The organism is Jejubacter calystegiae, from assembly GCF_005671395.1.
Classification (GTDB): domain Bacteria; phylum Pseudomonadota; class Gammaproteobacteria; order Enterobacterales; family Enterobacteriaceae; genus Jejubacter; species Jejubacter calystegiae.
Genome location: NZ_CP040428.1, coordinates 1,536,230 through 1,561,365 on the forward strand (window position 1 = coordinate 1,536,230; position 25,136 = coordinate 1,561,365).

Genomic DNA, 25,136 nt, shown 5'->3' on the forward strand with positions numbered 1-25,136 from the left:
GGTTTTTTTTATGACTGGAGATTAGCGACGGGCGATGGCGCGCCAGCCGATGTCGCTGCGGCTGAAGCAATCGTCCCAGCGGATCTCCTGCAATTGTGCATAGGCGCGCTGCTGCGCCTGGGCCACATCGTCACCCAGCGCTGTAACGCACAGAACGCGACCGCCGCTGGTGGTCACATCACCGGCTGCATTCAGCGTTGTACCGGCATGGAACACTTTCGCGTCCTCCTGCTCCTGCTCCGGAAGCCCGCTGATGACATCGCCAGTGCGGTAGCTGCCCGGATAGCCGCCCGCGGCCATTACGACACCCAGTGCGGCGCGGTCATCCCACTCCGAACGTTGGGTATCCAGTTTGCCTTCGCAGGCGGCCTGGCACAGCGCTACCAGATCGGAGCGCATACGCAGCATAATGGGCTGGGTTTCCGGATCGCCGAAGCGGCAGTTAAATTCAATCACCTTCGGGTTGCCCTGTTTATCGATCATCAGTCCGGCATACAGGAAACCGGTATAGGTATTGCCCTCTGCCGCCATACCACGCACGGTTGGCCAGATAATGCGTTCCATGGTGCGCTGATAGACATCGTCGGTCACCACCGGGGCAGGGGAGTAAGCGCCCATACCGCCAGTATTAGGACCGCTGTCGCCGTCGCCCACCCGCTTGTGATCCTGGCTGGTGGCCATGGGTAATACGTGCTCGCCGTCGACCATCACAATAAAGCTGGCTTCTTCGCCATCCAGGAACTCTTCTACCACTACGCGATGACCGGCGTCGCCAAAGGCGTTGCCTGCCAGCATATCCTGAATCGCCGCTTCCGCTTCTTCCAGAGTCATCGCCACGATAACGCCTTTACCTGCCGCCAGACCGTCGGCCTTGATAACGATGGGGGCGCCTTTTTCGCGCACATATGCCAGCGCGGGCTCGACTTCGGTAAAGTTCTGGTATTCGGCGGTTGGGATAGCATGACGCGCCAGAAAATCCTTGGTGAAGGCTTTAGAGCCTTCGAGCTGGGCGGCCTCTTTGGTGGGGCCAAAGATCGCCAGACCAGCAGCGCGAAAAGCGTTAACCACGCCGGCAACCAGCGGTGCTTCGGGGCCGACGATGGTCAGATCAATACCTTCCGCCTGGGCGAAAGCCAGCAGGCCCGGGATGTCGGTGACGCCAATCTCCACATTCTTTAGTGCAGGCTCCAGCGCGGTGCCTGCGTTACCAGGTGCGACAAAGACGGTATCAACCTGCGCAGACTGAGCCGCTTTCCAGGCAAGCGCGTGTTCGCGCCCGCCGTTTCCTATTACTAATACTTTCATCGCTACGCTCCCTGTTAGTGGCGGAAGTGGCGCATGCCGGTGAAAATCATGGCGATGCCGTGTTCATCGGCGGCGGCAATGACCTCTTCATCGCGAATAGAGCCACCGGGCTGGATAACACAGGTAACACCCACTGCGGCAGCGGCATCGATACCGTCCCGGAATGGGAAGAAGGCGTCGGAAGCCATGGCTGAGCCTTTCACTTCCAGACCTTCATCACCGGCTTTAATGCCCGCGATCTTTGCGGAATAAACGCGGCTCATCTGCCCGGCGCCGATGCCGATGGTCATATTCTCTTTGGCGTAGACGATGGCATTGGACTTCACGAACTTGGCGACCTTCCAGCAGAACAGCGCATCGCGCAGTTCCTGCTCGCTGGGTTGGCGCTTTGTGACCACGCGCAGTTCGTCGTTGCTCACCATGCCGAGATCGCGGTCCTGGACCAGAAGCCCACCGTTCACGCGCTTAAAGTCCAGTCCCGGAACCCGGGCCTGCCACTGTCCGCAGGTCAGCACCCGGACGTTCTGTTTGGTCGCGGTGATCTTCAGCGCTTCTTCACTAACGGAAGGGGCGATAATCACCTCAACGAACTGGCGTGACACAATGGCCTGGGCCGTTTCAGCATCCAGCTCGCGGTTAAACGCGATAATGCCGCCGAAGGCGGAGGTAGGGTCGGTCTGGTATGCGCGCTCATAGGCGCCCAGGATGGAATCGCTGACCGCAACGCCGCAGGGGTTAGCGTGTTTAACGATCGCACAGGCCGGTTCGGCGAACTCTTTGACGCACTCCAGTGCGGCATCGGTATCGGCAATATTATTGTAAGACAGCGCCTTGCCCTGTAGTTGGGTCGCGGTGGCGACCGAAGCTTCCTGAACGTTTTCTTCTATATAGAAGGCTGCCTGCTGGTGGCTGTTCTCGCCGTAACGCATATCCTGCTTCTTAATAAAGTTCAGGTTCAGGGTACGCGGGAAACGACCGGAAGGCTGTTCGCTATCGCCATGATAGGCCGGAACGAGGCTACCAAAGTAGTTGGCGATCATGCTGTCGTAAGCGGCGGTGTGCTCGAAGGCCTTGATGGCGAGATCGAAACGGGTTGCCTGGGTCAGAGAACCGTCGCCGGCGTCCATCTCTTTAATAATGGCGTCATAGTCGCTGCTCTTCACCACGATGGTCACATCTTTATGGTTTTTGGCCGCAGAGCGCACCATGGTCGGGCCGCCAATATCGATATTCTCGACGGCGTCTTCCAGCGTGCAGCCTTCGCGTGCGACGGTCTGGGCAAAGGGGTAGAGGTTGACCACGACCATATCAATGGGAGAGATGGCGTGCTGTGCCATAACGTCATCGTCCTGGCCGCGACGACCCAGAATGCCGCCGTGCACTTTCGGGTGCAGGGTTTTCACACGTCCGTCCATCATCTCCGGGAAGCCGGTGTAGTCGGATACCTCGGTTACCGGCAGGCCAGCTTCAGCCAGCAGGCGCGCAGTGCCGCCGGTGGAGAGCAGCTCTACATTGCGAGTGGAGAGTGCCTTAGCGAATTCGACGATGCCGGCTTTATCAGAAACGCTGAGCAAAGCGCGGCGTACAGGACGACGTTGTTGCATGGTGATAAATCCCCTGGATTTGGTTCATTGCAGAAGAGCGTTAGCTGAACTATTCCTTACCAGAGAGGGAAAAGCTCAGCTAACGCCCCATAAGGGCATCCCTTCTATATCGCGGGAAGCATTGTAGCGAAAACGTTTGCGTGGTGCTCGAAAAATTTCCCGACCCAGCCTTCCTGTGGATAATTCTGTGTGTAAGTGGGTATAACATGGGGTTTTGCTGGGGAATGCAGCAGTCAGTAAATTTAAGTCAATTTTTCGGTTGCGGCCCGCAGCTAAACCCCTATAATGCGCCTCCATCGACACGGCGCAGCGGCAACGCAGCGTGGTGATTCGAAGAGAGAAAATCCTGAAAATCAGGGTTGACTCTGAAAGAGGAAAGCGTAATATACGCCACCTCGCGACGGTGAGCTGAAAGCCGCGTCGCAACTGCTCTTTAACAATTTATCAGACAATCTGTGTGGGCACTCGAAAGCACTGATATCCTGAACGTCGAAAGACGCTAAATGAATATCAAGTCTCAAGAGTGAACACGTAATTCATTACGAAGTTTAATTCTTTGAGCATCAAACTTTAATTGAAGAGTTTGATCATGGCTCAGATTGAACGCTGGCGGCAGGCCTAACACATGCAAGTCGAGCGGCAGCGGAAGGAAGCTTGCTTCCTTGCCGGCGAGCGGCGGACGGGTGAGTAATGTCTGGGGATCTGCCTGATGGAGGGGGATAACCACTGGAAACGGTGGCTAATACCGCATAATCTCGAAAGAGCAAAGTGGGGGACCTTCGGGCCTCACGCCATCAGATGAACCCAGATGGGATTAGCTAGCAGGTAGGGTAATGGCCTACCTGGGCGACGATCCCTAGCTGGTCTGAGAGGATGACCAGCCACACTGGAACTGAGACACGGTCCAGACTCCTACGGGAGGCAGCAGTGGGGAATATTGCACAATGGGCGCAAGCCTGATGCAGCCATGCCGCGTGTATGAAGAAGGCCTTCGGGTTGTAAAGTACTTTCAGTCAGGAGGAAGGGTGTGAGCTTAATACGCTCATACATTGACGTTACTGACAGAAGAAGCACCGGCTAACTCCGTGCCAGCAGCCGCGGTAATACGGAGGGTGCAAGCGTTAATCGGAATTACTGGGCGTAAAGCGCACGCAGGCGGTTGGTTAAGTCAGATGTGAAATCCCCGGGCTCAACCCGGGAACTGCATTTGAAACTGGCCAGCTGGAGTCTCGTAGAGGGAGGTAGAATTCCAGGTGTAGCGGTGAAATGCGTAGAGATCTGGAGGAATACCGGTGGCGAAGGCGGCCTCCTGGACGAAGACTGACGCTCAGGTGCGAAAGCGTGGGGAGCAAACAGGATTAGATACCCTGGTAGTCCACGCCGTAAACGATGTCGACTTGGAGGCTGTGAGCTTGACTCGTGGCTTCCGGAGCTAACGCGTTAAGTCGACCGCCTGGGGAGTACGGCCGCAAGGTTAAAACTCAAATGAATTGACGGGGGCCCGCACAAGCGGTGGAGCATGTGGTTTAATTCGATGCAACGCGAAGAACCTTACCTGGTCTTGACATCCACGGAAGGTCTCAGAGATGAGACTGTGCCTTCGGGAGCCGTGAGACAGGTGCTGCATGGCTGTCGTCAGCTCGTGTTGTGAAATGTTGGGTTAAGTCCCGCAACGAGCGCAACCCTTATCCTTTGTTGCCAGCGATTCGGTCGGGAACTCAAAGGAGACTGCCGGTGATAAACCGGAGGAAGGTGGGGATGACGTCAAGTCATCATGGCCCTTACGACCAGGGCTACACACGTGCTACAATGGCGCATACAAAGAGAAGCGACCTCGCGAGAGCAAGCGGACCTCATAAAGTGCGTCGTAGTCCGGATTGGAGTCTGCAACTCGACTCCATGAAGTCGGAATCGCTAGTAATCGTGAATCAGAATGTCACGGTGAATACGTTCCCGGGCCTTGTACACACCGCCCGTCACACCATGGGAGTGGGTTGCAAAAGAAGTAGGTAGCTTAACCTTCGGGAGGGCGCTTACCACTTTGTGATTCATGACTGGGGTGAAGTCGTAACAAGGTAACCGTAGGGGAACCTGCGGTTGGATCACCTCCTTACCTTTGGATACAGATTTCGCAGTGTCCACACAGATTGTCTGATGAAAAACAAAGAAGCAGTGAAAACCTCTACAGGCTTGTAGCTCAGGTGGTTAGAGCGCACCCCTGATAAGGGTGAGGTCGGTGGTTCAAGTCCACTCAGGCCTACCAAATTCTTCCCCGTACTGCGTTGTTCGCCCACTCGTTTATTTCAATAAACTTCGTGGACTCACGCCTTGTCCGGAAAAGAATTGCATTTGGTATCGAGGTTAACTAACGACTTTGGGGCTATAGCTCAGCTGGGAGAGCGCCTGCTTTGCACGCAGGAGGTCTGCGGTTCGATCCCGCATAGCTCCACCATAACACTACTTCAGAATGTACTTAATCGTGCATTGTGAAGTATCTGCTCTTTAACAATCCGGAACAAGCTGAAAATTGATAATCCATAAACGGGACAACCGTTTAATGGGTCTCTCAAGCTTACAACACGAAGACATCTTCGGGTTGTGAGGTTAAGCGAATAAGCGTACACGGTGGATGCCCTGGCAGTCAGAGGCGATGAAGGACGTGCTAATCTGCGAAAAGCGTCGGTAAGCTGATATGAGGCGTTATAACCGACGATGTCCGAATGGGGAAACCCAGTGTGATTCGTCACACTATCATTAACTGAATCCATAGGTTAATGAGGCGAACCGGGAGAACTGAAACATCTAAGTACCCCGAGGAAAAGAAATCAACCGAGATTCCCTGAGTAGCGGCGAGCGAACGGGGAAGAGCCCAGAGTCTGAATCAGCGTGTGTATTAGTGGAACGGTCTGGAAAGTCCGGCGATACAGGGTGACAGCCCCGTACACGAAAATGCACATGCTGTGAGCTCGATGAGTAGGGCGGGACACGTGTTATCCTGTCTGAATATGGGGGGACCATCCTCCAAGGCTAAATACTCCTGACTGACCGATAGTGAACCAGTACCGTGAGGGAAAGGCGAAAAGAACCCCGGCGAGGGGAGTGAAACAGAACCTGAAACCGTGTACGTACAAGCAGTGGGAGCACTCTTTATGGGTGTGACTGCGTACCTTTTGTATAATGGGTCAGCGACTTATATTCTGTAGCAAGGTTAACCGAATAGGGGAGCCGAAGGGAAACCGAGTCTTAACCGGGCGTTAAGTTGCAGGGTATAGACCCGAAACCCGGTGATCTAGCCATGGGCAGGTTGAAGGTTGGGTAACACTAACTGGAGGACCGAACCGACTAATGTTGAAAAATTAGCGGATGACCTGTGGCTGGGGGTGAAAGGCCAATCAAACCGGGAGATAGCTGGTTCTCCCCGAAAGCTATTTAGGTAGCGCCTCGTGAATTCATCTCCGGGGGTAGAGCACTGTTTCGGCTAGGGGGCCATCCCGGCTTACCAACCCGATGCAAACTACGAATACCGGAGAATGTTATCACGGGAGACACACGGCGGGTGCTAACGTCCGTCGTGAAGAGGGAAACAACCCAGACCGCCAGCTAAGGTCCCAAAGTCATGGTTAAGTGGGAAACGATGTGGGAAGGCCCAGACAGCCAGGATGTTGGCTTAGAAGCAGCCATCATTTAAAGAAAGCGTAATAGCTCACTGGTCGAGTCGGCCTGCGCGGAAGATGTAACGGGGCTAAACCATGCACCGAAGCTGCGGCAGCGACACTCATGTGTTGTTGGGTAGGGGAGCGTTCTGTAAGCCGTTGAAGGTGTACTGTGAGGTATGCTGGAGGTATCAGAAGTGCGAATGCTGACATGAGTAACGATAAAGCGGGTGAAAAGCCCGCTCGCCGGAAGACCAAGGGTTCCTGTCCAACGTTAATCGGGGCAGGGTGAGTCGACCCCTAAGGCGAGGCCGAAAGGCGTAGTCGATGGGAAACGGGTTAATATTCCCGTACTCGGTGTTACTGCGATGGGGGAACGGAGAAGGCTATGTCATCCGGGCGACGGTCGTCCCGGTTTAAGCGTGTAGGCTGACTTTCCAGGCAAATCCGGAAAGTTAAGGCTGAGGCGTGATGACGAGGCACTACGGTGCTGAAGTGACAAATGCCCTGCTTCCAGGAAAAGCCTCTAAGCTTCAGGTAACAACGAATCGTACCCGAAACCGACACAGGTGGTCAGGTAGAGAATACCAAGGCGCTTGAGAGAACCCGGGTGAAGGAACTAGGCAAAATGGTGCCGTAACTTCGGGAGAAGGCACGCTGACATGTAGGTGAAGCCCCTGCGGGTGGAGCTGAAGTCAGTCGAAGATACCAGCTGGCTGCAACTGTTTATTAAAAACACAGCACTCTGCAAACACGAAAGTGGACGTATAGGGTGTGACGCCTGCCCGGTGCCGGAAGGTTAATTGATGGGGTTATGGGTAACCAGAAGCTCCTGATCGAAGCCCCGGTAAACGGCGGCCGTAACTATAACGGTCCTAAGGTAGCGAAATTCCTTGTCGGGTAAGTTCCGACCTGCACGAATGGCGTAATGATGGCCAGGCTGTCTCCACCCGGGACTCAGTGAAATTGAACTCGCTGTGAAGATGCAGTGTACCCGCGGCAAGACGGAAAGACCCCGTGAACCTTTACTATAGCTTGACACTGAACATTGAGCCTTGATGTGTAGGATAGGTGGGAGGCTTTGAAGCGTGGACGCAAGTACACGTGGAGCCAACCTTGAAATACCACCCTTTAATGTTTGATGTTCTAACCTGGCGCCCTAATCGGGCGTGGGGACAGTGTCTGGTGGGTAGTTTGACTGGGGCGGTCTCCTCCCAAAGAGTAACGGAGGAGCACGAAGGTTGGCTAATCCTGGTCGGACATCAGGAGGTTAGTGCAATGGCATAAGCCAGCTTGACTGCGAGCGTGACGGCGCGAGCAGGTGCGAAAGCAGGTCATAGTGATCCGGTGGTTCTGAATGGAAGGGCCATCGCTCAACGGATAAAAGGTACTCCGGGGATAACAGGCTGATACCGCCCAAGAGTTCATATCGACGGCGGTGTTTGGCACCTCGATGTCGGCTCATCACATCCTGGGGCTGAAGTAGGTCCCAAGGGTATGGCTGTTCGCCATTTAAAGTGGTACGCGAGCTGGGTTTAGAACGTCGTGAGACAGTTCGGTCCCTATCTGCCGTGGGCGCTGGAAGACTGAGGGGGGCTGCTCCTAGTACGAGAGGACCGGAGTGGACGCACCACTGGTGTTCGGGTTGTGATGCCAATTGCATTGCCCGGTAGCTAAGTGCGGAAAAGATAAGTGCTGAAAGCATCTAAGCACGAAACTTGCCCCGAGATGAGTCTTCCCTGAGACTTTGAGTCTCCTGAAGGGACGTTGAAGACGACGACGTTGATAGGCCGGGTGTGTAAGCGCAGCGATGCGTTGAGCTAACCGGTACTAATGACCCGAGAGGCTTAACCTTACAACGCCAAAGATGTTTTGGTATGATGTTGAGAGACAGAATCAAATCAGCTTGTGACGGATAAACGCTTATGGCCGTGTGTGGCGGTAAGCGGAACAGAATTTGCCTGGCGGCGAGAGCGCGGTGGTCCCACCTGACCCCATGCCGAACTCAGAAGTGAAACGCCGTAGCGCCGATGGTAGTGTGGGGTCTCCCCATGCGAGAGTAGGGAACTGCCAGGCATCAAACCAGTGAAGAACCCCGGTCATTGACCGGGGTTTTTTGCGTTCATGGTACAGTAAAAATCTTGCTGTCCCCGCGGGTGAAATCACGACGTAGCTTAAAGCAAGAGGTTCCCCGATATTCACATTCGCCCAAAATCGCATAGCCAAGACCCTGAGCTATTCTGATTGATGGCTGATTCTGGGGGTCGATAAGACATACGGTGCGAGATGGCGATAATGTCTTGTCGAGCCAGTGATGTGCCGCCGCCGCCGCTTCACGGGCAACTCCCTGCCCCTGTGCTGCCCGTGAAATAATCCATGCGGCTTCGGGAACGCCATCGAAATCATCGCCCAGGCCACGATGGAAATCTGCCAGCCCCGTTTCCCCTAAAAACTGACCGTCTGATTTACGAAAAATAGCAAACAGGCCATAGCCAAACACGGACCAGTGTCCGATATAGCGCAGCAGCCGGTTCCAGCCGTCTTCGGGCGAAAGCGTAGGGGCGCTAATAAACTCGAACAACGCTTTATCCGTAAACATGGCATACCATGCCTCGAAATCGGTAATGTGATGAGGGCGTAAGATCAGCCTGTCGGTTTCGATGTGAACCGGTTGAATTGAATGCATGTCGATGCCTTGTTAGTGGGGAGTCACATGCCTCAATGTAATGGAAGCTATCCGCTCAAACCAGAGAGCGGATATCCTGAAACATTTTCACCTTTCACTTGCAGGCTCGACATTCACGACAGAGCAGGTTATCTTCAGGCATCTGGATGTCTAAACGTTTAAACGTATGTAGTGAGGGTGATGTGTTATGCCGATCAGGGTGCCTGATGAGTTACCAGCCGTAAATTTCCTGCGTCAGGAGAACGTTTTTGTGATGACGAGCTCCCGCGCCAGCGTACAGGAGATCCGTCCGCTAAAGGTCCTGATCCTTAACCTGATGCCGAAGAAAATAGAGACGGAAAACCAGTTTCTGCGTCTGCTTTCCAACTCCTCGCTTCAGCTGGATATTCAACTGTTGCGTATCGACAGCCGCGAGTCGCGCAATACCCCGGCAGAGCATCTGAATAACTTCTACTGTAACTTTGAGGATATTCAGGATCAGAACTTCGACGGCCTGATTGTGACCGGGGCGCCGCTGGGGCTGGTTGAGTTTGATGATGTCGCATACTGGCCGCAGATTACCAGGGTGCTGGAGTGGGCGAAGGATCATGTGACCTCAACGCTGTGTGTCTGTTGGGCGGTACAGGCCGCGCTCAATATCCTCTATGGCATTCCCAAGCAGACCCTCGCAACAAAACTTTCCGGCGTATACGAACATCAAATCTTGCATCCTCATGCCCTGCTGACCCGGGGCTTTGACGACAGCTTTCTGGCGCCTCACTCCCGTTATGCCGCCTTCCCGTCGGCAATCATTCGTGAACATACCGATCTCGAGCTACTGGCGGAGTCCGATGCTACCGGCGCCTACCTGTTTGCCAGCCGGGATAAGCGTATCGCCTTTGTCACCGGCCATCCGGAATATGATGCCGGGACCCTGGCGAGCGAATTCTTCCGCGATCGCGAAGCAGGTCTTAACCCTCTGGTGCCTGAGAACTACTTCCCGAACGACGACCCCACTCGCACGCCGCGGGCCACCTGGCGTAGCCACGGCAACCTGTTGTTCTCCAACTGGCTTAACTACTACGTTTACCAGATAACGCCGTACGATTTACGGCATATGAATCCGACCCTGGAGTAGCCTCTCCCGGAGTTATGTTAGGATGAAGTGAAACCCGCGTTAAAGACGGGCATGGCACAACAACGCTCCCGGTCGGGAAGAGGAACAAGAGTGAGTCATCAATCTGAGCAGCTACACCGGCAGTTAGCCGAACGCATTCTGGTGCTGGATGGGGGCATGGGCACCATGATCCAGGGTTATCGCCTGCAGGAAGAGGATTTCCGCGGCGAACGCTTCGCCGACTGGCCCTGCGACCTGAAAGGTAACAACGATCTGCTGGCCATTACCCGGGCGGATGTGATTACGGCTATCCACAATGATTACCTGGAAGCCGGCGCCGATATTCTCGAAACCAATACCTTTAACTCTACTTCCATCGCGATGGCGGACTATCAGATGGAATCGCTGTCGACGGAAATTAACCTGGCGGCGGCAAAGCTGGCGCGCGCCTGCGCCGATGAGTGGACGGCCCGCACCCCGGATCGTCCGCGCTACGTGGCGGGGGTACTGGGGCCAACTAACCGTACGGCGTCTATCTCCCCGGACGTCAACGATCCCGCCTTTCGTAATATCACCTTCGATCAACTGGTGGATGCCTATCGGGAGTCGACCCGGGCGCTGGTCGAAGGGGGCGTGGATCTCATCCTGATCGAAACAGTTTTCGATACTCTGAACGCCAAAGCCGCCATTTTTGCGGTAAAAACTGAATTCGAAGCGCTCGGCGTTGAACTGCCGCTGATGATCTCCGGCACCATTACTGATGCCTCCGGGCGCACGCTTTCCGGCCAGACTACCGAAGCCTTTTATAACTCCCTGCGTCATGCAGGCGCGTTGTCGTTTGGACTTAATTGCGCGCTGGGGCCGGACGAGTTACGCCAGTACGTGGCCGAACTCTCACGGGTGGCGGAATGCTACGTCAGCGCCCACCCCAACGCCGGGCTGCCCAATGCCTTTGGTGAATACGATCTGGATGCTCAGATCATGGCCGAACAGATCCGCGAATGGGCGGAGGCTGGTTTCCTGAATATTGTCGGCGGCTGCTGTGGCACCACGCCGGAGCACATCGCGGCCATGCGTCAGGCGGTGGACGGCGTTGCGCCGCGACAGCTACCCCAGCTACCGGTCGCCTGCCGCCTTTCCGGTCTTGAACCGCTCAATATTACCGATGACAGCCTGTTCGTTAACGTGGGTGAGCGCACCAACGTCACCGGTTCGGCGCGCTTTAAGCGGCTGATAAAAGAAGAGCAGTATAACGAAGCGCTGGATGTGGCGCGTCAGCAGGTGGAAAACGGCGCCCAGATTATCGATATCAACATGGATGAGGGGATGCTCGACGCTGAAGCGGCGATGGTGCGTTTCCTCAACTTGATCGCCGGTGAGCCGGATATCGCCCGGGTTCCTATTATGATCGACTCCTCTAAATGGGAGGTCATCGAAAAGGGGCTTAAGTGCATCCAGGGCAAAGGCATCGTGAACTCTATCTCTATGAAAGAGGGAGAAGAGGCGTTTATCCAGCATGCGAAGCTGGTACGACGCTACGGTGCCGCAGTGGTGGTGATGGCGTTCGACGAAGAGGGCCAGGCCGACACCCGGGCGCGCAAGATTGAGATCTGCCGTCGCGCATACCAGATTCTGACCGAACAAATCGGCTTCCCGCCGGAAGATATTATCTTCGACCCCAATATTTTTGCGGTCGCGACCGGTATCGATGAACACAACAATTATGCGGTCGACTTTATCGGCGCCTGTGAGGATATCCGCCGTGAGCTGCCCCATGCGCTGATCTCCGGTGGCGTCTCTAACGTCTCTTTCTCGTTCCGCGGTAACGATCCGGTACGTGAAGCTATCCACGCCGTTTTCCTTTATTACGCTATCCGTAACGGCCTGCGCATGGGGATCGTCAACGCCGGTCAGTTGGCGATCTACGACGATCTTCCCGCCGAGCTGCGCGATGCGGTAGAGGATGTGATCCTCAATCGCCGTGACGACGGCACCGAACGGCTACTGGAGCTGGCGGAAAAGTACCGTGGCACTAAAAGCAATGAGGCAGATACCGCTCAGCAAGCCGAATGGCGTAGTTGGGAGGTGGAAAAACGCCTTGAGTACGCGCTGGTGAAGGGAATTACCGAGTTCATCATCCCGGATACCGAAGAGGCCAGACAGCGGGCGAGCAAGCCGATAGAGGTTATTGAAGGACCGCTGATGGACGGCATGAATGTGGTCGGCGATCTGTTCGGCGATGGCAAGATGTTTCTGCCCCAGGTGGTGAAGTCAGCGCGCGTTATGAAGCAGGCGGTGGCCTATCTGGAGCCCTATATCCAGGCCAGTAAGGAGAAGGGGAAAAGTAACGGCAAGATCGTGCTGGCGACGGTGAAAGGGGACGTACACGACATTGGTAAGAACATCGTGGGCGTGGTGCTCCAGTGCAATAACTATGAAATTATCGATCTCGGTGTCATGGTGCCCTGCGAAAAAATTCTGAAGACCGCCCGGGAAGAGAACGCCGATATCATCGGCCTTTCCGGCCTGATCACGCCGTCGCTGGACGAAATGGTGCACGTTGCCAAAGAGATGGAGCGCCAGGGCTTCACGCTGCCGCTGCTGATTGGCGGCGCCACCACCTCTAAAGCCCATACGGCGGTGAAGATCGAGCAGAACTACAGCGGCCCAACGGTGTATGTGCAGAACGCTTCGCGCACTGTGGGCGTGGTCTCCTCGCTGCTTTCGGAAAGCCAGCATGACGATTTCGTGGCCCGCACCCGCAAAGAGTACGAAACGGTACGCGCCCAGCATGCCCGCAAGAAGCCGCGTACGCCGCCGGTGACGCTGCACGCGGCCCGGGAAAACGATCTGGCTTTCGACTGGGAAAGCTACACCCCGCCGCTTGCCCATCGTCCGGGCGTGCAGGAAGTCAGCGCTGGCATTGAAACCCTGCGCAACTACATCGACTGGACGCCATTCTTCCTGACCTGGTCGCTGGCGGGCAAGTATCCGCGCATTCTGGAAGATGAGGTCGTCGGCGTTGAGGCACTGCGTCTGTTCAATGATGCCAACGCCATGCTGGATCGCCTGAGCGTTGAAGGAGCCCTGACTCCTCGTGGCGTGGTCGGCCTGTTCCCGGCGAACCGGGTCGGGGACGATATCGAAATCTATCGCGATGAAAGCCGCACTCACGTACTGGCGGTTAGTCATCACCTACGCCAGCAGACCGAGAAGGTCGGCTTCGCCAACTACTGCCTGGCGGACTTTGTGGCTCCGAAGCTGAGTGGTAAAGAGGACTACATCGGCGCCTTCGCGGTGACCGGCGGTCTGGAAGAGGATGCCCTAGCAGAAGCCTTCGACGCGCAGCACGATGATTACAACAAAATCATGGTCAAAGCGGTGGCCGACCGCCTGGCGGAAGCCTTCGCGGAATATCTGCATGAGCGGGTGCGTAAAGTTTACTGGGGCTATGCCGCTAATGAAAACCTGAGCAATGAAGAGCTGATCCGCGAAAATTACCAGGGGATTCGCCCGGCGCCTGGCTACCCGGCCTGTCCGGAGCATACCGAAAAAGCTGCTATCTGGCAGTTGTTGGATGTTGAAAAGCACACCGGTATGAAACTGACGGAATCCTTCGCCATGTGGCCCGGTGCCTCGGTGGCGGGCTGGTACTTCAGCCATCCGGCAAGCAAGTACTTTGCCGTGGCGCAGATTCAGCGCGACCAGGTAGAAGATTACGCCATGCGTAAGGGTATGAGCGTCCAGGAGGTGGAACGCTGGCTGGCGCCCAATCTGGGTTATGAGCCGGAATAAGCCGCTAAAAAGCCATTTTTGTTTACATTCTGTTGGGCGCCGTACGGCGCCCTCTCTCTTTTATCTTTTATACTCTACACCTTCCTTCCGTAAGGGAGCCCAGGGAAAACAAAAACGATAAGGAGACCTTGTGTTAACGCTTTTACACCTGCTTTCAGCCGTTGCCCTGCTGGTGTGGGGAACGCATATCGTGCGTACCGGTGTGATGCGCGTTTTTGGCGCGCGATTACGCAGCGTGCTAAGCAACAGCGTAGAGAAGAAGCCGCTCGCCTTCTGTGCGGGCATTGGCGTGACCGCGCTGGTGCAGAGCAGTAACGCCACCACCATGCTGGTGACCTCGTTCGTCGCCCAGGATCTGGTGGCGCTGACGCCGGCGCTGGTGATTGTACTGGGTGCCGATGTGGGTACCGCGCTGATGGCGCGTATCCTGACTTTCGATCTCTCCTGGCTGTCGCCGCTGCTGATTTTTATCGGCGTGATCTTCTTCCTCAGCCGTAAGCAGACCCGGGCCGGGCAACTGGGCCGCGTCGGTATCGGTCTGGGGCTGATTCTGCTGGCTCTGGAACTGATTGTTCAGGCCGTAACCCCCATTACTCAGGCCTCCGGCGTGAAGGTGATTTTCGCTTCTCTGACCGGCGATATTATGCTTGATGCACTGATTGGCGCGGTTTTTGCCATTATCAGCTACTCCAGCCTGGCGGCAGTGCTGCTGACCGCCACCCTGACCGCCACCGGCGTTATCGCTTTCGATGTGGCATTGTGCCTGGTGATTGGCGCTAACCTGGGGTCCGGCCTGCTGGCGATGATTAATAACGGTACGGCCAGCCCTGCCGCCCGGCGCGTGGCTCTTGGCAGCCTGCTGTTTAAACTGATTGGCAGCCTGGTGGTGCTACCCTTCGTCCACCTGCTGGCCGACGGGATGCAGAAATTGTCGCTCCCGGAATCGGAACTGGTGATCTACTTTCATGTCTTCTACAACCTGATCCGCTGCCTGGCGATGGTGCCCTTCGCTGAACCGATGGCGCGCTTCTGTCGGCGTATTATCGGCGAAGCGCCGGAGCTGGATGCCCGCATGAAACCGAAGCATCTGGATCCCAGCGTGCTGGATACCCCGGCTCTGGGTCTGGCGAATGCCGCCCGGGAAGTCCTGCGTATGGGCGATGCCCTGGAGCAGATGCTGGAAGGCTGGAATAAGGTGATGCACGGCGAGGTGCGGGAAGAGAAAGAGCTGCGCAAGCTGGCGGATGATGTGGATGTTTTGCATACCGCCATCAAGCTCTACCTGGCGCGTATGCCCAAGGACGATCTGGCGGAGGGCGATTCCCGACGCTGGGCGGAGATTATCGAAACCTCTCTGAATCTGCAGCAGGCGGCCGATATTATCGAACGTATGGGCAGCGAAGTGGCGCATAAGTCGCTGGCGGCTCGCCGGGCTTTCTCGCCGGAAGGCCTGGAGGAGCTGGATAACCTGCTCCAGCTCCTGCTGGCTAATCTGCGGCTGGCGCTGTCGGTCTTCTTTTCCGGAGATGTGCCCAGCGCCCGGCGTCTGCGGCGTAGTAAACATCGCTTCCGGATTATGAACCGGCGCTACGCCCACGCGCACGTGGATCGTCTGCATCAGCAGAACGTACAGAGCATCGAAACCAGTTCGCTGCATCTGGGGTTACTGGGCGATATGAAGCGCCTGAACTCACTATTCTGCGCCGTGGCCTACAGCGTGCTGGAACAGCCGGACGATGACGAGGAGCGGGATGAGTATTAAGTGCTTCACTCGACCAGAGCGTAAAAAGAAAGGGCGTTAACGTCTGCCGCGGGTCGGCGTATTCGCCGACCAGGAAAATGAGGCTTCCGAATCTGGCTTATAAGCCTGCTTTTTTTTCAACTGGCGGGCTTTTTTAGCTTCTGCTTCGCGCTGAGTCATCAGTTTATCGATGTACTCTTTTTTGATGCTATTGGTTTCCGCGTTGCTTAGCCGACGCCCGTGTGCGATGCGCGCGCGGTCGAGTAGCGTTTTCAGCTCACGCTGTTCGCGCTCGGTCATCTCTTTTTGCGTAATACGGGGGAGTGCCATCGTGTTGCCCTCTGGTAGCCGGAGCCTCAGTGTACGGTAATACCACGCTGACAGATAGCCTGTCAGTATCGCGCCCCTGGGGAAAATGCCCGGTGGTTATCCGGGCAAAAAGTGCTGCCTTTATTTCTTTGCCTTTTTCCCGGTGGGTTTCCCTGACCAGTAGCCTGCCAGCAGCGAACCTGAAAGGTTGTGCCATACCGAAAACAGCGCACCTGGCAGGGCGGCGAGCGGCGAGAAGTAAATCTTGCCCAGTGCGGCGGCCAGCCCGGAGTTCTGCATGCCCACCTCAATCGCCAGAGTGCGGCAGGTGGACTCATCAAAGCCGAACAGGCGTCCGCCCCAGTATCCTCCCAGCAGACCGATAGCGTTATGCAGGATCACCGCCAGAATGACTACCGGCCCGACGGTCGCAATATTGCCCGCCGATCCTGCAACCACCGCGCTGATAATGGCCAGAATGCAGAGCATCGAGAATGCGGGCAGCACCGGCTCCAGCCGTTTGACCAGACCCGGGAACAGATGATGCACCACCAGCCCCAGCGCGATGGGGATCACCACAATCTGCAGAATGCTGAGCAGCATGCCCATTACATCCACCTGAATATCGGCATCCACATACAGTCGGGTCAGCAGCGGGGTGGCAAATACGCCCACCAGCGTGGAGATGGCCGAGATAGTGACCGACAGCGCCACATCGCCCTTTGCCAAATAGATCATCACGTTAGAGGCCGTTCCGCTGGCGACGCTGCCGACCAGCACCATCCCTGCAGCCAGATCGGGCGGCATACGGAACAGCATCGCCAGCAGCCAGGCGGCCAGCGGCATCAGCAGATAGTGCAGAAAAATACCGGCCGCCACCGGTGCCGGGCGCGACAGTACGCGCTTAAAATCGTCCAGCTTCAGGTGTACGCCCATACCGAACATAATCAGCATTAACAGCGTGCTGACCCAGGGACCGATGGGGGTAAAGGTGGCGGGCGTGGCATAAGCCAGCAGTGAGAGCAGCAGTGCCCAGAGCGGGAACAGCCGGGTGATGGTCGCGAGCATAGCGAGTGTCCTTGCAAAGTTGCATTGTGTTGTGTCGTTGTGGTTATAAAAAAGCCGGGTCGTGCCCGGCTCCTCAGTATAATTTTTTTTCTCTTCCGGGAAATGCCTTATTCGGTCGGGTTCAGATTGACCTGGAAGCCGCCTTCCGGGCGGTTGCGCCAGCGGGCGTCCAGCCCGTGCAGGCGGGCGATGCGTTTCACTATGGATAGCCCCAGGCCGCTGCCGTTTTCCTGCGAGCCGGGCGGGCGGAAGAAACGCTCGCCCAGGCGCGACAGATGGCTGGGCATCACGCCGGGACCGTTATCCGTCACGCTTATCCCATTGTGACGCAGCGTAATTTCCACCGTGCCCTGCTCCGGGGTATAACGCAGGGCATTGTTGACCAGATTGGCGAGCAGCATCTTCAGCAGCAGCCGGTTGCCTTTTATGGGCTGCGGTGGCGATTCTACGATAAGGTTAAGCGTAATTTCCTTATGCTGCGCCACCGGTTGAGATTCAACCACCACTTCGTCAGCCAGCTCCCGCCAGTCGAGGTGTGTGGTATCACTCATCAGAGAAGCGGTGGCGTCCAGCCGGGACAGCGCCAGTAGCTGATCGACCAGTCGGGAAGTCCTGTCGATCCCGACGATCAGGTTATTCAGCGCCCGATCCCGGGTGGTGCGATCCTCTTGTGCCAGTAACGCTACCTCGCTCTGAATACGCAGTGCGGTCAGCGGGCTACGCAGTTCGTGGGCGGCATCGGCGGTAAACTGTCGTTCATGCTCCAGCATGCCGCTGACCCGGACAAACAGCGCATTCAGGGCGCTGACCAGCGGGCGCGCTTCTTTGGGTACGCTGGTCTCTTCCAGCGGCGTGGCATCGTCGGGGCTACGGCCGGTGAGCGCCTGAGCTGTCCGGCGCAGCGACATCAGTTCCCGGCGTACGATCCACACCGTCAGCGCCATCATCAGCGGCAGCCCCAGCAGCCAGGGCCAGAGCTGGCCGGTGACGATATCGCTGACCAGATCGTCGCGGTAGTCGCGCTCCTGGCCGACGGCAATGGTGTAGCGTTCATCCGGTGTGGTGATGTAGAGAATGCGCCACTTTTCGTCGTCGTCGCCCTCCAGCCGTTTGTTGATAAAACCGCTGCGTTTGCTGTAGCCGAAATCATTGCCATGATCGTTGTCGCTAAGCAGCAGTTCACCGCGCTCGTTAAAGATGGCGAACCCCAGTGCGTCGTCGTCCTGCTCGCCGGCATCGCCGTCGCCAATCAGATTGCGGGTTTTGGGCAGGGAGCGATCCTGAATTTCATCAACGGTCAGTTCGCTCAGGTTGGCCGACGCCAGTCGCTTGGCAAACAGTAACTGCTGGGTATCGAAGACTTCATCAATAGCCGAGCGGGTCTGAATTCTGGCTGCGATGCTGGCGGCACCCCAGATCAGAGTGGCAATCAGCAAAATATAGATCAGCAGGCGGCTGCTCAGGCTGAGATTTTTCATGTCCCGGCCCCCAGGTAGTAACCCAGCCCGCGTTCGGTGCGGATAAAATCATTGCCGAGCTTACGGCGCAGATGGTGGATATGCACTTCAATGGCGTTACTGCCCACGTCGTGCTCCCAGCTATAGAGTTTTTCCTCCAGTAACTGGCGCGACATCACGCGCTTTTTATTTAGCAGCAGCAGTTCCAGCAGCGCCTGTTCCCGCACGGTCAGGACGATAGGTTCGCCGTGGCAGGTGGCGATGCGGGTATGGGGATCGAAAGTGACATGGCGATGGCTGAGCAGCGGCGTGCTGCGGGCGTGGCTGCGGCGGATAAGCGCGTGCAGACGTGCTACCAGTTCCGATAGCGCAAAAGGTTTGCCCATATAGTCGTCGGCGCCAGCGTTAAGCCCCTGCAGGCGCTGCTCCAGGGCATCGCGGGCGGTCAGAATCAGCACTGGCGTATCCAGTTGCTGTCGGCGCCACCAGCTCAGAATATCCATGCCATCGATACCGGGAAGCCCGAGATCGAGCACCACCGCATCAAAGGGGGCCCGGAGTAGCGCTCGCTTTCCCTGTTCCCCTTCGTAAAACCAGTCCACGCAGAAGCCGCACTGCTCCAGCCCGTTTTTAATTCCATCGCCGATCAGGCGATCGTCTTCCAGCAATAATATTCTCATTCCATGACCCGATGTTTCACCGCTGCGACCGTCGATGTGGTGCCGTTGTCGGTAACATATTGATAACGTTAACTGCTACCGGCCTCCGGATCCAATGTTTTAAACCATGGACAGGATTAAAAAGAAGCCGTCTTAAGAGACACTTAAGATGCGACCGGGTAGGAGCCCGGCCGCGGGGGATTATTCGAACAGGTTACTGTGCAGCATTTCCACGGCGCGGTTGGCTTCGCTGCCCGGTACCAGGAAACAGAGATTATGGCTGGACGCGCCGTAGCAAATCATCCGGATATTGAACGGCTCCAGGGCGCCGAACACCTCTTTACCGACGCCAACGGAGCGACAGAGCTCGTTGCCAATCAGCGCAATCAGCGCCTGATCTTCTTCCACTTCGACCCGACACAGTGAAGAGAGCTCGGTCAGCAGCGCGGAGGTCAGCAGGGTATCGCCGGTCGAGGTGGAGCCGGTGGTATCCAGCGTCAGGGCCACGCTGACCTCGGAGGTGGTGATCAGATCCACGGAGATGCTGTGGCGCGCCAGAATACTGAACACTTCGGCCAGAAAGCCGCGGGAGTGCAGCATATTCAGGCTGTGCAGCGTCAGCAGCGTCTGGCTGCGACGCAGCGCCAGCGCCCGGAACAGCGGCGGCGCGTCGGTCTTATTGCAGACCAGGGTACCGCCTGCTTTAGGCTCTTTGCTGGAGCCGACAAACACCGGAATGTCGTGACGTACAGCCGGAAGCAGGGTGGAGGGGTGGAGCACTTTGGCACCGAAGGTTGCCATCTCCGCCGCCTCTTCAAAAGAGATTTTATCGATGCGTTTTGCCGCCGGCACAATGCGCGGATCAGTGGTATAGATACCGGGCACATCGGTCCAGATATCGACGCGATCGGCCTGTAGCGCTTCGCCCAACAGGGCGGCGGTATAGTCGCTGCCGCCGCGGCCCAGGGTGGTGGTGCGCCCCTTTGATTCGCTGCCGATAAAGCCCTGGGTGACGATCAGCGATTCCGCCAGGCGCGGGGCCAGTTGTTGCTGCACCAGTTCGGCCAGCGCGGCCACGTCCGGTTCGGCGCGACCGAAGCGATCGCTGGTGCGCATCACTTTGCGCACGTCAAACCACTGGGCATCCACGCCGCGTTCACGCAGGATTTCGACGAAAAGCAGGGTAGACATCAGTTCCCCGTGGCTGACCAGTTCATCGGTTAGCGCAGGCGATGTGGCGAGGGAGGCGGCTTCGGCCAGAGTGGTAATATTTTCCAGCAGGCGGTCGATCTCTTCGCGAATGACATTCGGCTGGCGCAGGCGCTCCAGAATATCGAACTGAATTTTGCGAATAGCGTCGAGCTTAACGAAGCGCTCGGTCGCCTCCAGACCTTCAGCCAGGGCTACCAGCAGGTTGGTGACGCCCGCAGAGGCGGAGAGCACGACAACTCTTGCCTGGCTGTCGGAAAGGACCACGTCAACGCTGCGGTTCATGGCGTCAAAGTCGGCGACGCTGGTGCCGCCAAACTTGGCGACCACAATGGGAACTTCTTGAGTCATAAATACCTCGTGTCAGGGAAGCGAAATCGGTAAACCCTGGTACAAGGGGGAGCGGAAAACGGGGCAGACGTAGAGACGTGGCATGGTCAGAACTACGGTTCACCCAGAAGCCCTCCACCTTGCGAAGCAACCTGTGGGTGCTTCGGGGTGACAACCCAGGGGATTCAGCCCCTGTAGTCGAAAACCCGCGCTGCCGGACGTGGGCTCCCTCGGCGTCGCACCCCCTCCTGTATCTTCCTCGGATCGGCTCCTCGGATACATTACCTGGACGACGCACCTCTTCTGGCGCTTACGTAACATCACGTAAGTAGCGATTTAGATTTAACCTGTTATGCCGAAGCTGTCAATGACCGGAATTTGAAGATATTTCAGCTTTCGACGACAGCGATGCGCTTTTTCCCGTGCCTGCGCCGTTTTTGCTACCGGGTTGTTCCACCAGTGCGATAAGCGTGCAGGGCAGCGGCGGCGAACTTTTGCCGTTCAGTGGCATCGGGCTTCCGTCTTCACGCAGGGCAAAAAGCGGGATAATGCCGCGATGTTTTTCCAGATACTCCAGCCAGCCGAAGTTGGCATTAAGGCGGGTTGCTTTGATTACCGCACCTTTTGACAGCAGGCCGCTCAGGCGACTCCAGGTGACCTCTTCGCTAAACAGCCGCTCATTACGGCGAAAACGGGCGCTTTCGCTACTGCTGCTGCGCCCCTTCAGCGCCGAGCCGGAACGAATGGCCCACACCCGTTCATCGCCAAACAGGTGGCTGAAGTGATAGACCGCCAGTGCATTCTGGTGACGGTTGGGCGACAGAGCCAGTACCTGAGCGGTACCGCTCAGATCAAGGTAGTTCTCCGCATGTTCGGACCAGGCATTGCCGTAGTAGGCCGGTAACCCTTCCATTCGGGCCTGACGGTAATATTCCCAGCTGTTATCGGTGACCAGCACGGGAATATCCTGTTTGATGAGCGCCTTTGCCAGCATACGGGCAACGGCATTGGCGCCGATAATCATGACGCCTTTCGGTTTGCTCTGCTGTACCCGCAGCAGTCGCGCCAGCCAGGCACTGGTCAGACTTTGCAGCACTACGGTGCCAATAATGATGGCGAAGACCACCGTTACCAGACGATCGGCTCCCTGGTAACCGTTACGCTGTAAGGTCAGAGCGAACAGCGAACCCACCGCAGCGGCAACGATACCGCGCGGCGCTATCCAGCACAGCAGCATTCGGTCTCGCCAGGGTAGGGTGGAACCCAGCGTTGACGCTATAATACAAAGCGGGCGGGCGATAAACTGCACCACCAGCAACAGCCCCAGTAGCGGCCAACCCATTTCTTTGATGGCCAGCAGGTCAAGGCGCGAAGCGAGGATCACAAACAGCGCTGAGATCAGCAGGGCAGAGAGCTCTTCTTTAAACGCCAGAATATCGCTGATATCCAGATCGCGCATATTGGCAAGCCAGATGCCCATCACTGTGACCGCCAGTAGCCCTGATTCATCCGCCAGCGCATTGGAGACGCCGAAGGTGAGCAGCACAATCGCCAGCACCCCGAAGTTTTGCAGATAGCCCGGGATCCATACGCGCTTCAGGGCGGTGCCCAGCAGCCAGCCGAACAGCGCCCCGGCGGCCAGGCCTACGCCCACCGTCCATGCCAGCGTACCCGGCAGGTGCAGCAGCGATCCCGCCGCCTGTCGCAGGGTAATAAATTCAAACACCAGCAGGGTAAAGATGGCGCCCACGGGGTCGATCACGATCCCTTCCCAGCGCAGCACCTGGTTGATGGCGGCATTCGGGCGCACTACCCGCATCAGCGGTGCGATAACGGTGGGGCCGGTCACGACCGTAACGGCGCCCACCAGCGCCGCCAGTTCCGGCGGCAGATTCAAAATCCACCAGCAGGCCAGGCTCACGACGCAAAAGGTCACCAGCATGCCGACGCTGACCAGATTACGTACCACGCCCCCCAGACCGCGGATTTCATCGAAGCGCAGGGTGAGCGCGCCTTCAAACAGGATGATGGCAACCGATAGCGAAACCAGCGGAAACAGCAGATCGCCGAACAGATGATCCGGCTGTAGTACGTGGCTAACCGGGCCAAGCAGTATCCCCATGACCAGCAATGGCAGTATTGCGGGCAACCTTGTCAGCCAGGCCAGCCACTGGGCGGCCAGCGAGGCGATAGCGATAACCACCAGCAAAAGGGGGGCAGATAGTTCCATAAATTGACTCTTCCTCAGGAGGGACTTTTTTAAAAATAGTCGATTGTTGTGCAATCGCGGCGGGCAAGTATAGTTGGGCCGGTTAACGAAAAACACCTGCCGGTTTTATGGCATAAAATCATCACAATTCGCTGAAGCAGGCGCTACAATTGACCCCAGTCACAATTCTCAAATCAGAAGAGTATTGCTATGAAAAACATCAATCCTACGCAGACTGCCGCCTGGAAGGCGCTGGAACAGCATTTTAATGAGATGAAAGAGGTCGAAATTAGCGAGCTTTTCGCTAAGGATTCGAACCGTTTTGGCAAGTTTTCGGCAACCTTTGATGACCTGATGCTGGTGGACTACTCCAAAAACCGCATTACCGAAGAGACGCTGAACAAGCTGCTGGCGCTGGCCGAAGAGAGCGACCTGGCCGGTGCCATCAAGTCGATGTTCGCCGGTGAGAAGATTAACCGCACCGAAGATCGCGCCGTTCTGCATGTGGCGCTGCGTAACCGGAGCAATACCCCGATCCTGGTGGACGGCAAGGATGTGATGCCGGAAGTAAACGCGGTACTGGAGAAAATGAAGAAATTCTCCGACTCCGTGATCGGCGGCGAGTGGAAAGGTTATACCGGCAAAGCCATCACCGATGTGGTCAACATCGGTATCGGCGGATCCGACCTTGGCCCCTATATGGTAACCGAGGCGCTGCGCCCCTATAAAAACCACCTGAACATGCACTTTGTCTCTAACGTGGACGGCACCCATATCGCCGAAGTGCTGAAGCGGGTTAATCCGGAAACCACACTGTTCCTGGTGGCCTCCAAAACCTTCACCACCCAGGAAACCATGACCAATGCCCACAGCGCCCGCGACTGGTTCCTGAAGAGCGCTGGCGATGAAAAGCACGTAGCGAAACACTTTGCCGCGCTGTCCACCAACGCGAAGGCGGTAGGCGAGTTTGGCATCGATACCGCCAATATGTTTGAATTCTGGGACTGGGTCGGCGGCCGTTATTCTCTGTGGTCCGCTATTGGTCTGTCTATTGTGCTTTCCGTTGGCTATGACAACTTCGTGCAGCTGCTTTCCGGTGCTCACGCTATGGATAAGCACTTCTCTACCACGCCAGCGGAGAAAAACCTGCCGGTACTGCTGGCGCTGATCGGCATCTGGTATAACAATTTCTTTGGCACCGAAACGGAAGCGATTCTGCCTTACGACCAGTATATGCACCGCTTCGCGGCCTATTTCCAGCAGGGTAATATGGAGTCCAACGGTAAGTACGTTGACCGTACCGGTAAGCCGGTGGATTATCAGACCGGGCCGATCATCTGGGGTGAGCCGGGCACCAACGGTCAGCATGCGTTCTACCAGTTGATTCACCAGGGTACCAAACTGGTTCCCTGCGACTTTATCGCACCAGCCATCAGCCATAACCCGCTTTCGGATCATCATCCGAAACTGCTCTCTAACTTCTTTGCTCAGACTGAAGCGCTGGCGTTCGGTAAATCCCGCGAAGTTGTGGAGCAGGAGTTCCGCGATCAGGGTAAAGATCCGTCTCAGTTGGATCACGTGGTGCCGTTCAAGGTATTTGAAGGCAACCGCCCGACCAACTCTATACTGCTGCGTGAAATCACACCGTTCAGCCTGGGGGCGTTGATTGCCCTCTATGAGCATAAGATCTTCACCCAGGGGGCGATCCTCAATATCTTCACCTTTGACCAGTGGGGCGTAGAGCTTGGCAAACAGCTGGCTAACCGCATTCTGCCGGAACTGTCTGATGGCGGTGAGGTGAGCAGCCACGACAGCTCCACCAATGGTCTGATTAACCGTTATAAAGCCTGGCGCGGTTAATTGCCTATTGAGGACGGTCTTAATAGCGACTGTCCTGCCCGGAATATCCTGGGTGATATATTTTAATTATGCCGGCTGTGCGCCGGCATTTTTTTATCGGAGAAATCCAGTTGTTTGCATATATAAGGAGAGCTTGCTCTCTCAGGTTAATCCTA

General features: G+C 56.6%; 13 protein-coding genes, 2 tRNA genes, 3 rRNA genes and 1 riboswitch. Of the genes, 9 read left to right on the forward strand and 9 right to left on the reverse strand.

Annotated features, from left to right (window positions below):
* Positions 1-21: 21 nt before the first annotated feature.
* Complete coding sequence (purD, locus tag FEM41_RS07085) at positions 22-1,305, reverse strand: phosphoribosylamine--glycine ligase (protein ID WP_138095313.1); 1,284 nt, start codon at positions 1,303-1,305, stop codon at positions 22-24.
* A gap of 14 nt (positions 1,306-1,319) precedes the next feature.
* On the reverse strand, positions 1,320-2,909 hold the full coding sequence (gene purH / locus FEM41_RS07090) for a bifunctional phosphoribosylaminoimidazolecarboxamide formyltransferase/IMP cyclohydrolase (RefSeq protein WP_138095314.1): 1,590 nt from the start codon (positions 2,907-2,909) through the stop codon (positions 1,320-1,322).
* Positions 2,910-3,480: 571 nt separating this feature from the next.
* Here purH and FEM41_RS07100 point away from each other — a divergent pair.
* The 5 genes from FEM41_RS07100 (at position 3,481) to rrf (ending at position 8,638) form a co-directional block, all read left to right on the forward strand.
* Positions 3,481-5,022: ribosomal RNA gene (locus FEM41_RS07100) — 16S ribosomal RNA — on the forward strand.
* Positions 5,023-5,095: 73 nt separating this feature from the next.
* A tRNA-Ile gene (locus FEM41_RS07105) sits at positions 5,096-5,172 on the forward strand.
* A gap of 113 nt (positions 5,173-5,285) precedes the next feature.
* A tRNA-Ala gene (locus tag FEM41_RS07110) sits at positions 5,286-5,361 on the forward strand.
* Between the two features lie 150 nt (positions 5,362-5,511).
* A 23S ribosomal RNA gene (locus FEM41_RS07115) occupies positions 5,512-8,417 on the forward strand.
* Between the two features lie 105 nt (positions 8,418-8,522).
* Positions 8,523-8,638, forward strand: a 5S ribosomal RNA gene (rrf, locus tag FEM41_RS07120).
* Together the 16S, 23S and 5S rRNA genes with 2 tRNA genes alongside form the textbook arrangement of a ribosomal RNA operon.
* 46 nt (positions 8,639-8,684) lie before the next feature.
* Here the strand turns inward: rrf and FEM41_RS07125 are convergent.
* Complete coding sequence (locus tag FEM41_RS07125) at positions 8,685-9,248, reverse strand: GNAT family N-acetyltransferase (protein WP_138095316.1); 564 nt, start codon at positions 9,246-9,248, stop codon at positions 8,685-8,687.
* A 187-nt stretch (positions 9,249-9,435) separates the two neighbouring features.
* On the opposite strand from FEM41_RS07125, the gene metA reads away from it, so the two are divergent.
* From metA to FEM41_RS07140, 3 genes are all read left to right on the forward strand, one after another.
* Positions 9,436-10,365, forward strand: a complete 930-nt coding sequence (gene metA, locus FEM41_RS07130) for a homoserine O-acetyltransferase MetA (RefSeq protein ID WP_138095317.1) — start codon at positions 9,436-9,438, stop codon at positions 10,363-10,365.
* A 90-nt stretch (positions 10,366-10,455) separates the two neighbouring features.
* Complete coding sequence (gene metH, locus FEM41_RS07135) at positions 10,456-14,139, forward strand: methionine synthase (protein ID WP_138095318.1); 3,684 nt, start codon at positions 10,456-10,458, stop codon at positions 14,137-14,139.
* Between the two features lie 130 nt (positions 14,140-14,269).
* Positions 14,270-15,901 carry a Na/Pi cotransporter family protein gene (locus tag FEM41_RS07140; protein ID WP_138095319.1) on the forward strand — a complete coding sequence of 544 codons (1,632 nt, stop codon included), beginning with the start codon at positions 14,270-14,272 and terminating at the stop codon, positions 15,899-15,901.
* A 36-nt stretch (positions 15,902-15,937) separates the two neighbouring features.
* On the opposite strand, the gene FEM41_RS07145 is transcribed toward FEM41_RS07140, so the two are convergent.
* The 6 genes from FEM41_RS07145 to FEM41_RS07170 form a co-directional block, all read right to left on the reverse strand.
* The gene (locus FEM41_RS07145) at positions 15,938-16,210 is read right to left on the reverse strand and encodes a YjbD family protein (protein ID WP_138095320.1); all 273 of its coding nucleotides are present in this window, start codon (positions 16,208-16,210) and stop codon (positions 15,938-15,940) included.
* A gap of 120 nt (positions 16,211-16,330) precedes the next feature.
* The gene (panS, locus tag FEM41_RS07150) at positions 16,331-17,257 is read right to left on the reverse strand and encodes a ketopantoate/pantoate/pantothenate transporter PanS (protein WP_138095321.1); all 927 of its coding nucleotides are present in this window, start codon (positions 17,255-17,257) and stop codon (positions 16,331-16,333) included.
* Positions 17,258-17,364: 107 nt separating this feature from the next.
* Positions 17,365-18,735: a quorum sensing histidine kinase QseC gene (qseC, locus tag FEM41_RS07155; RefSeq protein ID WP_138095322.1), complete on the reverse strand. Its 1,371-nt coding sequence runs from the start codon at positions 18,733-18,735 to the stop codon at positions 17,365-17,367.
* A complete protein-coding gene (locus FEM41_RS07160; protein ID WP_138095323.1) occupies positions 18,732-19,394 on the reverse strand; it encodes a response regulator in 663 nt (220 codons plus the stop codon). Before FEM41_RS07160 ends, qseC begins: the two co-directional genes overlap by 4 nt.
* 180 nt (positions 19,395-19,574) lie before the next feature.
* On the reverse strand, positions 19,575-20,933 hold the full coding sequence (gene lysC, locus FEM41_RS07165) for a lysine-sensitive aspartokinase 3 (protein ID WP_138095324.1): 1,359 nt from the start codon (positions 20,931-20,933) through the stop codon (positions 19,575-19,577).
* A 99-nt stretch (positions 20,934-21,032) separates the two neighbouring features.
* Positions 21,033-21,223, reverse strand: a riboswitch (Lysine riboswitch).
* Positions 21,224-21,276: 53 nt separating this feature from the next.
* Positions 21,277-23,142, reverse strand: a complete 1,866-nt coding sequence (locus tag FEM41_RS07170) for a cation:proton antiporter (RefSeq protein WP_138095325.1) — start codon at positions 23,140-23,142, stop codon at positions 21,277-21,279.
* Positions 23,143-23,331: 189 nt separating this feature from the next.
* On the opposite strand from FEM41_RS07170, the gene pgi reads away from it, so the two are divergent.
* Positions 23,332-24,981 (forward strand): glucose-6-phosphate isomerase, encoded by a 1,650-nt coding sequence (gene pgi / locus FEM41_RS07175; RefSeq protein ID WP_138095326.1) that lies wholly within the window; start codon positions 23,332-23,334, stop codon positions 24,979-24,981.
* Positions 24,982-25,136: the final 155 nt, after the last annotated feature.

Bases quoted from the DNA above. Each gene is read 5' to 3' on its own strand.
- FEM41_RS07160 (WP_138095323.1), bottom strand. From the start codon at position 19,394: ATGAGAATATTATTGCTGGAAGACGATCGCCTGATCGGCGATGGAATT.
- purH (WP_138095314.1), bottom strand. From the start codon at position 2,909: ATGCAACAACGTCGTCCTGTACGCCGCGCTTTGCTCAGCGTTTCTGAT.
- pgi (WP_138095326.1), top strand. From the start codon at position 23,332: ATGAAAAACATCAATCCTACGCAGACTGCCGCCTGGAAGGCGCTGGAA.
- panS (WP_138095321.1), bottom strand. From the start codon at position 17,257: ATGCTCGCGACCATCACCCGGCTGTTCCCGCTCTGGGCACTGCTGCTC.
- qseC (WP_138095322.1), bottom strand. From the start codon at position 18,735: ATGAAAAATCTCAGCCTGAGCAGCCGCCTGCTGATCTATATTTTGCTG.
- FEM41_RS07170 (WP_138095325.1), bottom strand. From the start codon at position 23,142: ATGGAACTATCTGCCCCCCTTTTGCTGGTGGTTATCGCTATCGCCTCG.
- FEM41_RS07145 (WP_138095320.1), bottom strand. From the start codon at position 16,210: ATGGCACTCCCCCGTATTACGCAAAAAGAGATGACCGAGCGCGAACAG.
- purD (WP_138095313.1), bottom strand. From the start codon at position 1,305: ATGAAAGTATTAGTAATAGGAAACGGCGGGCGCGAACACGCGCTTGCC.
- lysC (WP_138095324.1), bottom strand. From the start codon at position 20,933: ATGACTCAAGAAGTTCCCATTGTGGTCGCCAAGTTTGGCGGCACCAGC.
- FEM41_RS07125 (WP_138095316.1), bottom strand. From the start codon at position 9,248: ATGCATTCAATTCAACCGGTTCACATCGAAACCGACAGGCTGATCTTA.
- metA (WP_138095317.1), top strand. From the start codon at position 9,436: ATGCCGATCAGGGTGCCTGATGAGTTACCAGCCGTAAATTTCCTGCGT.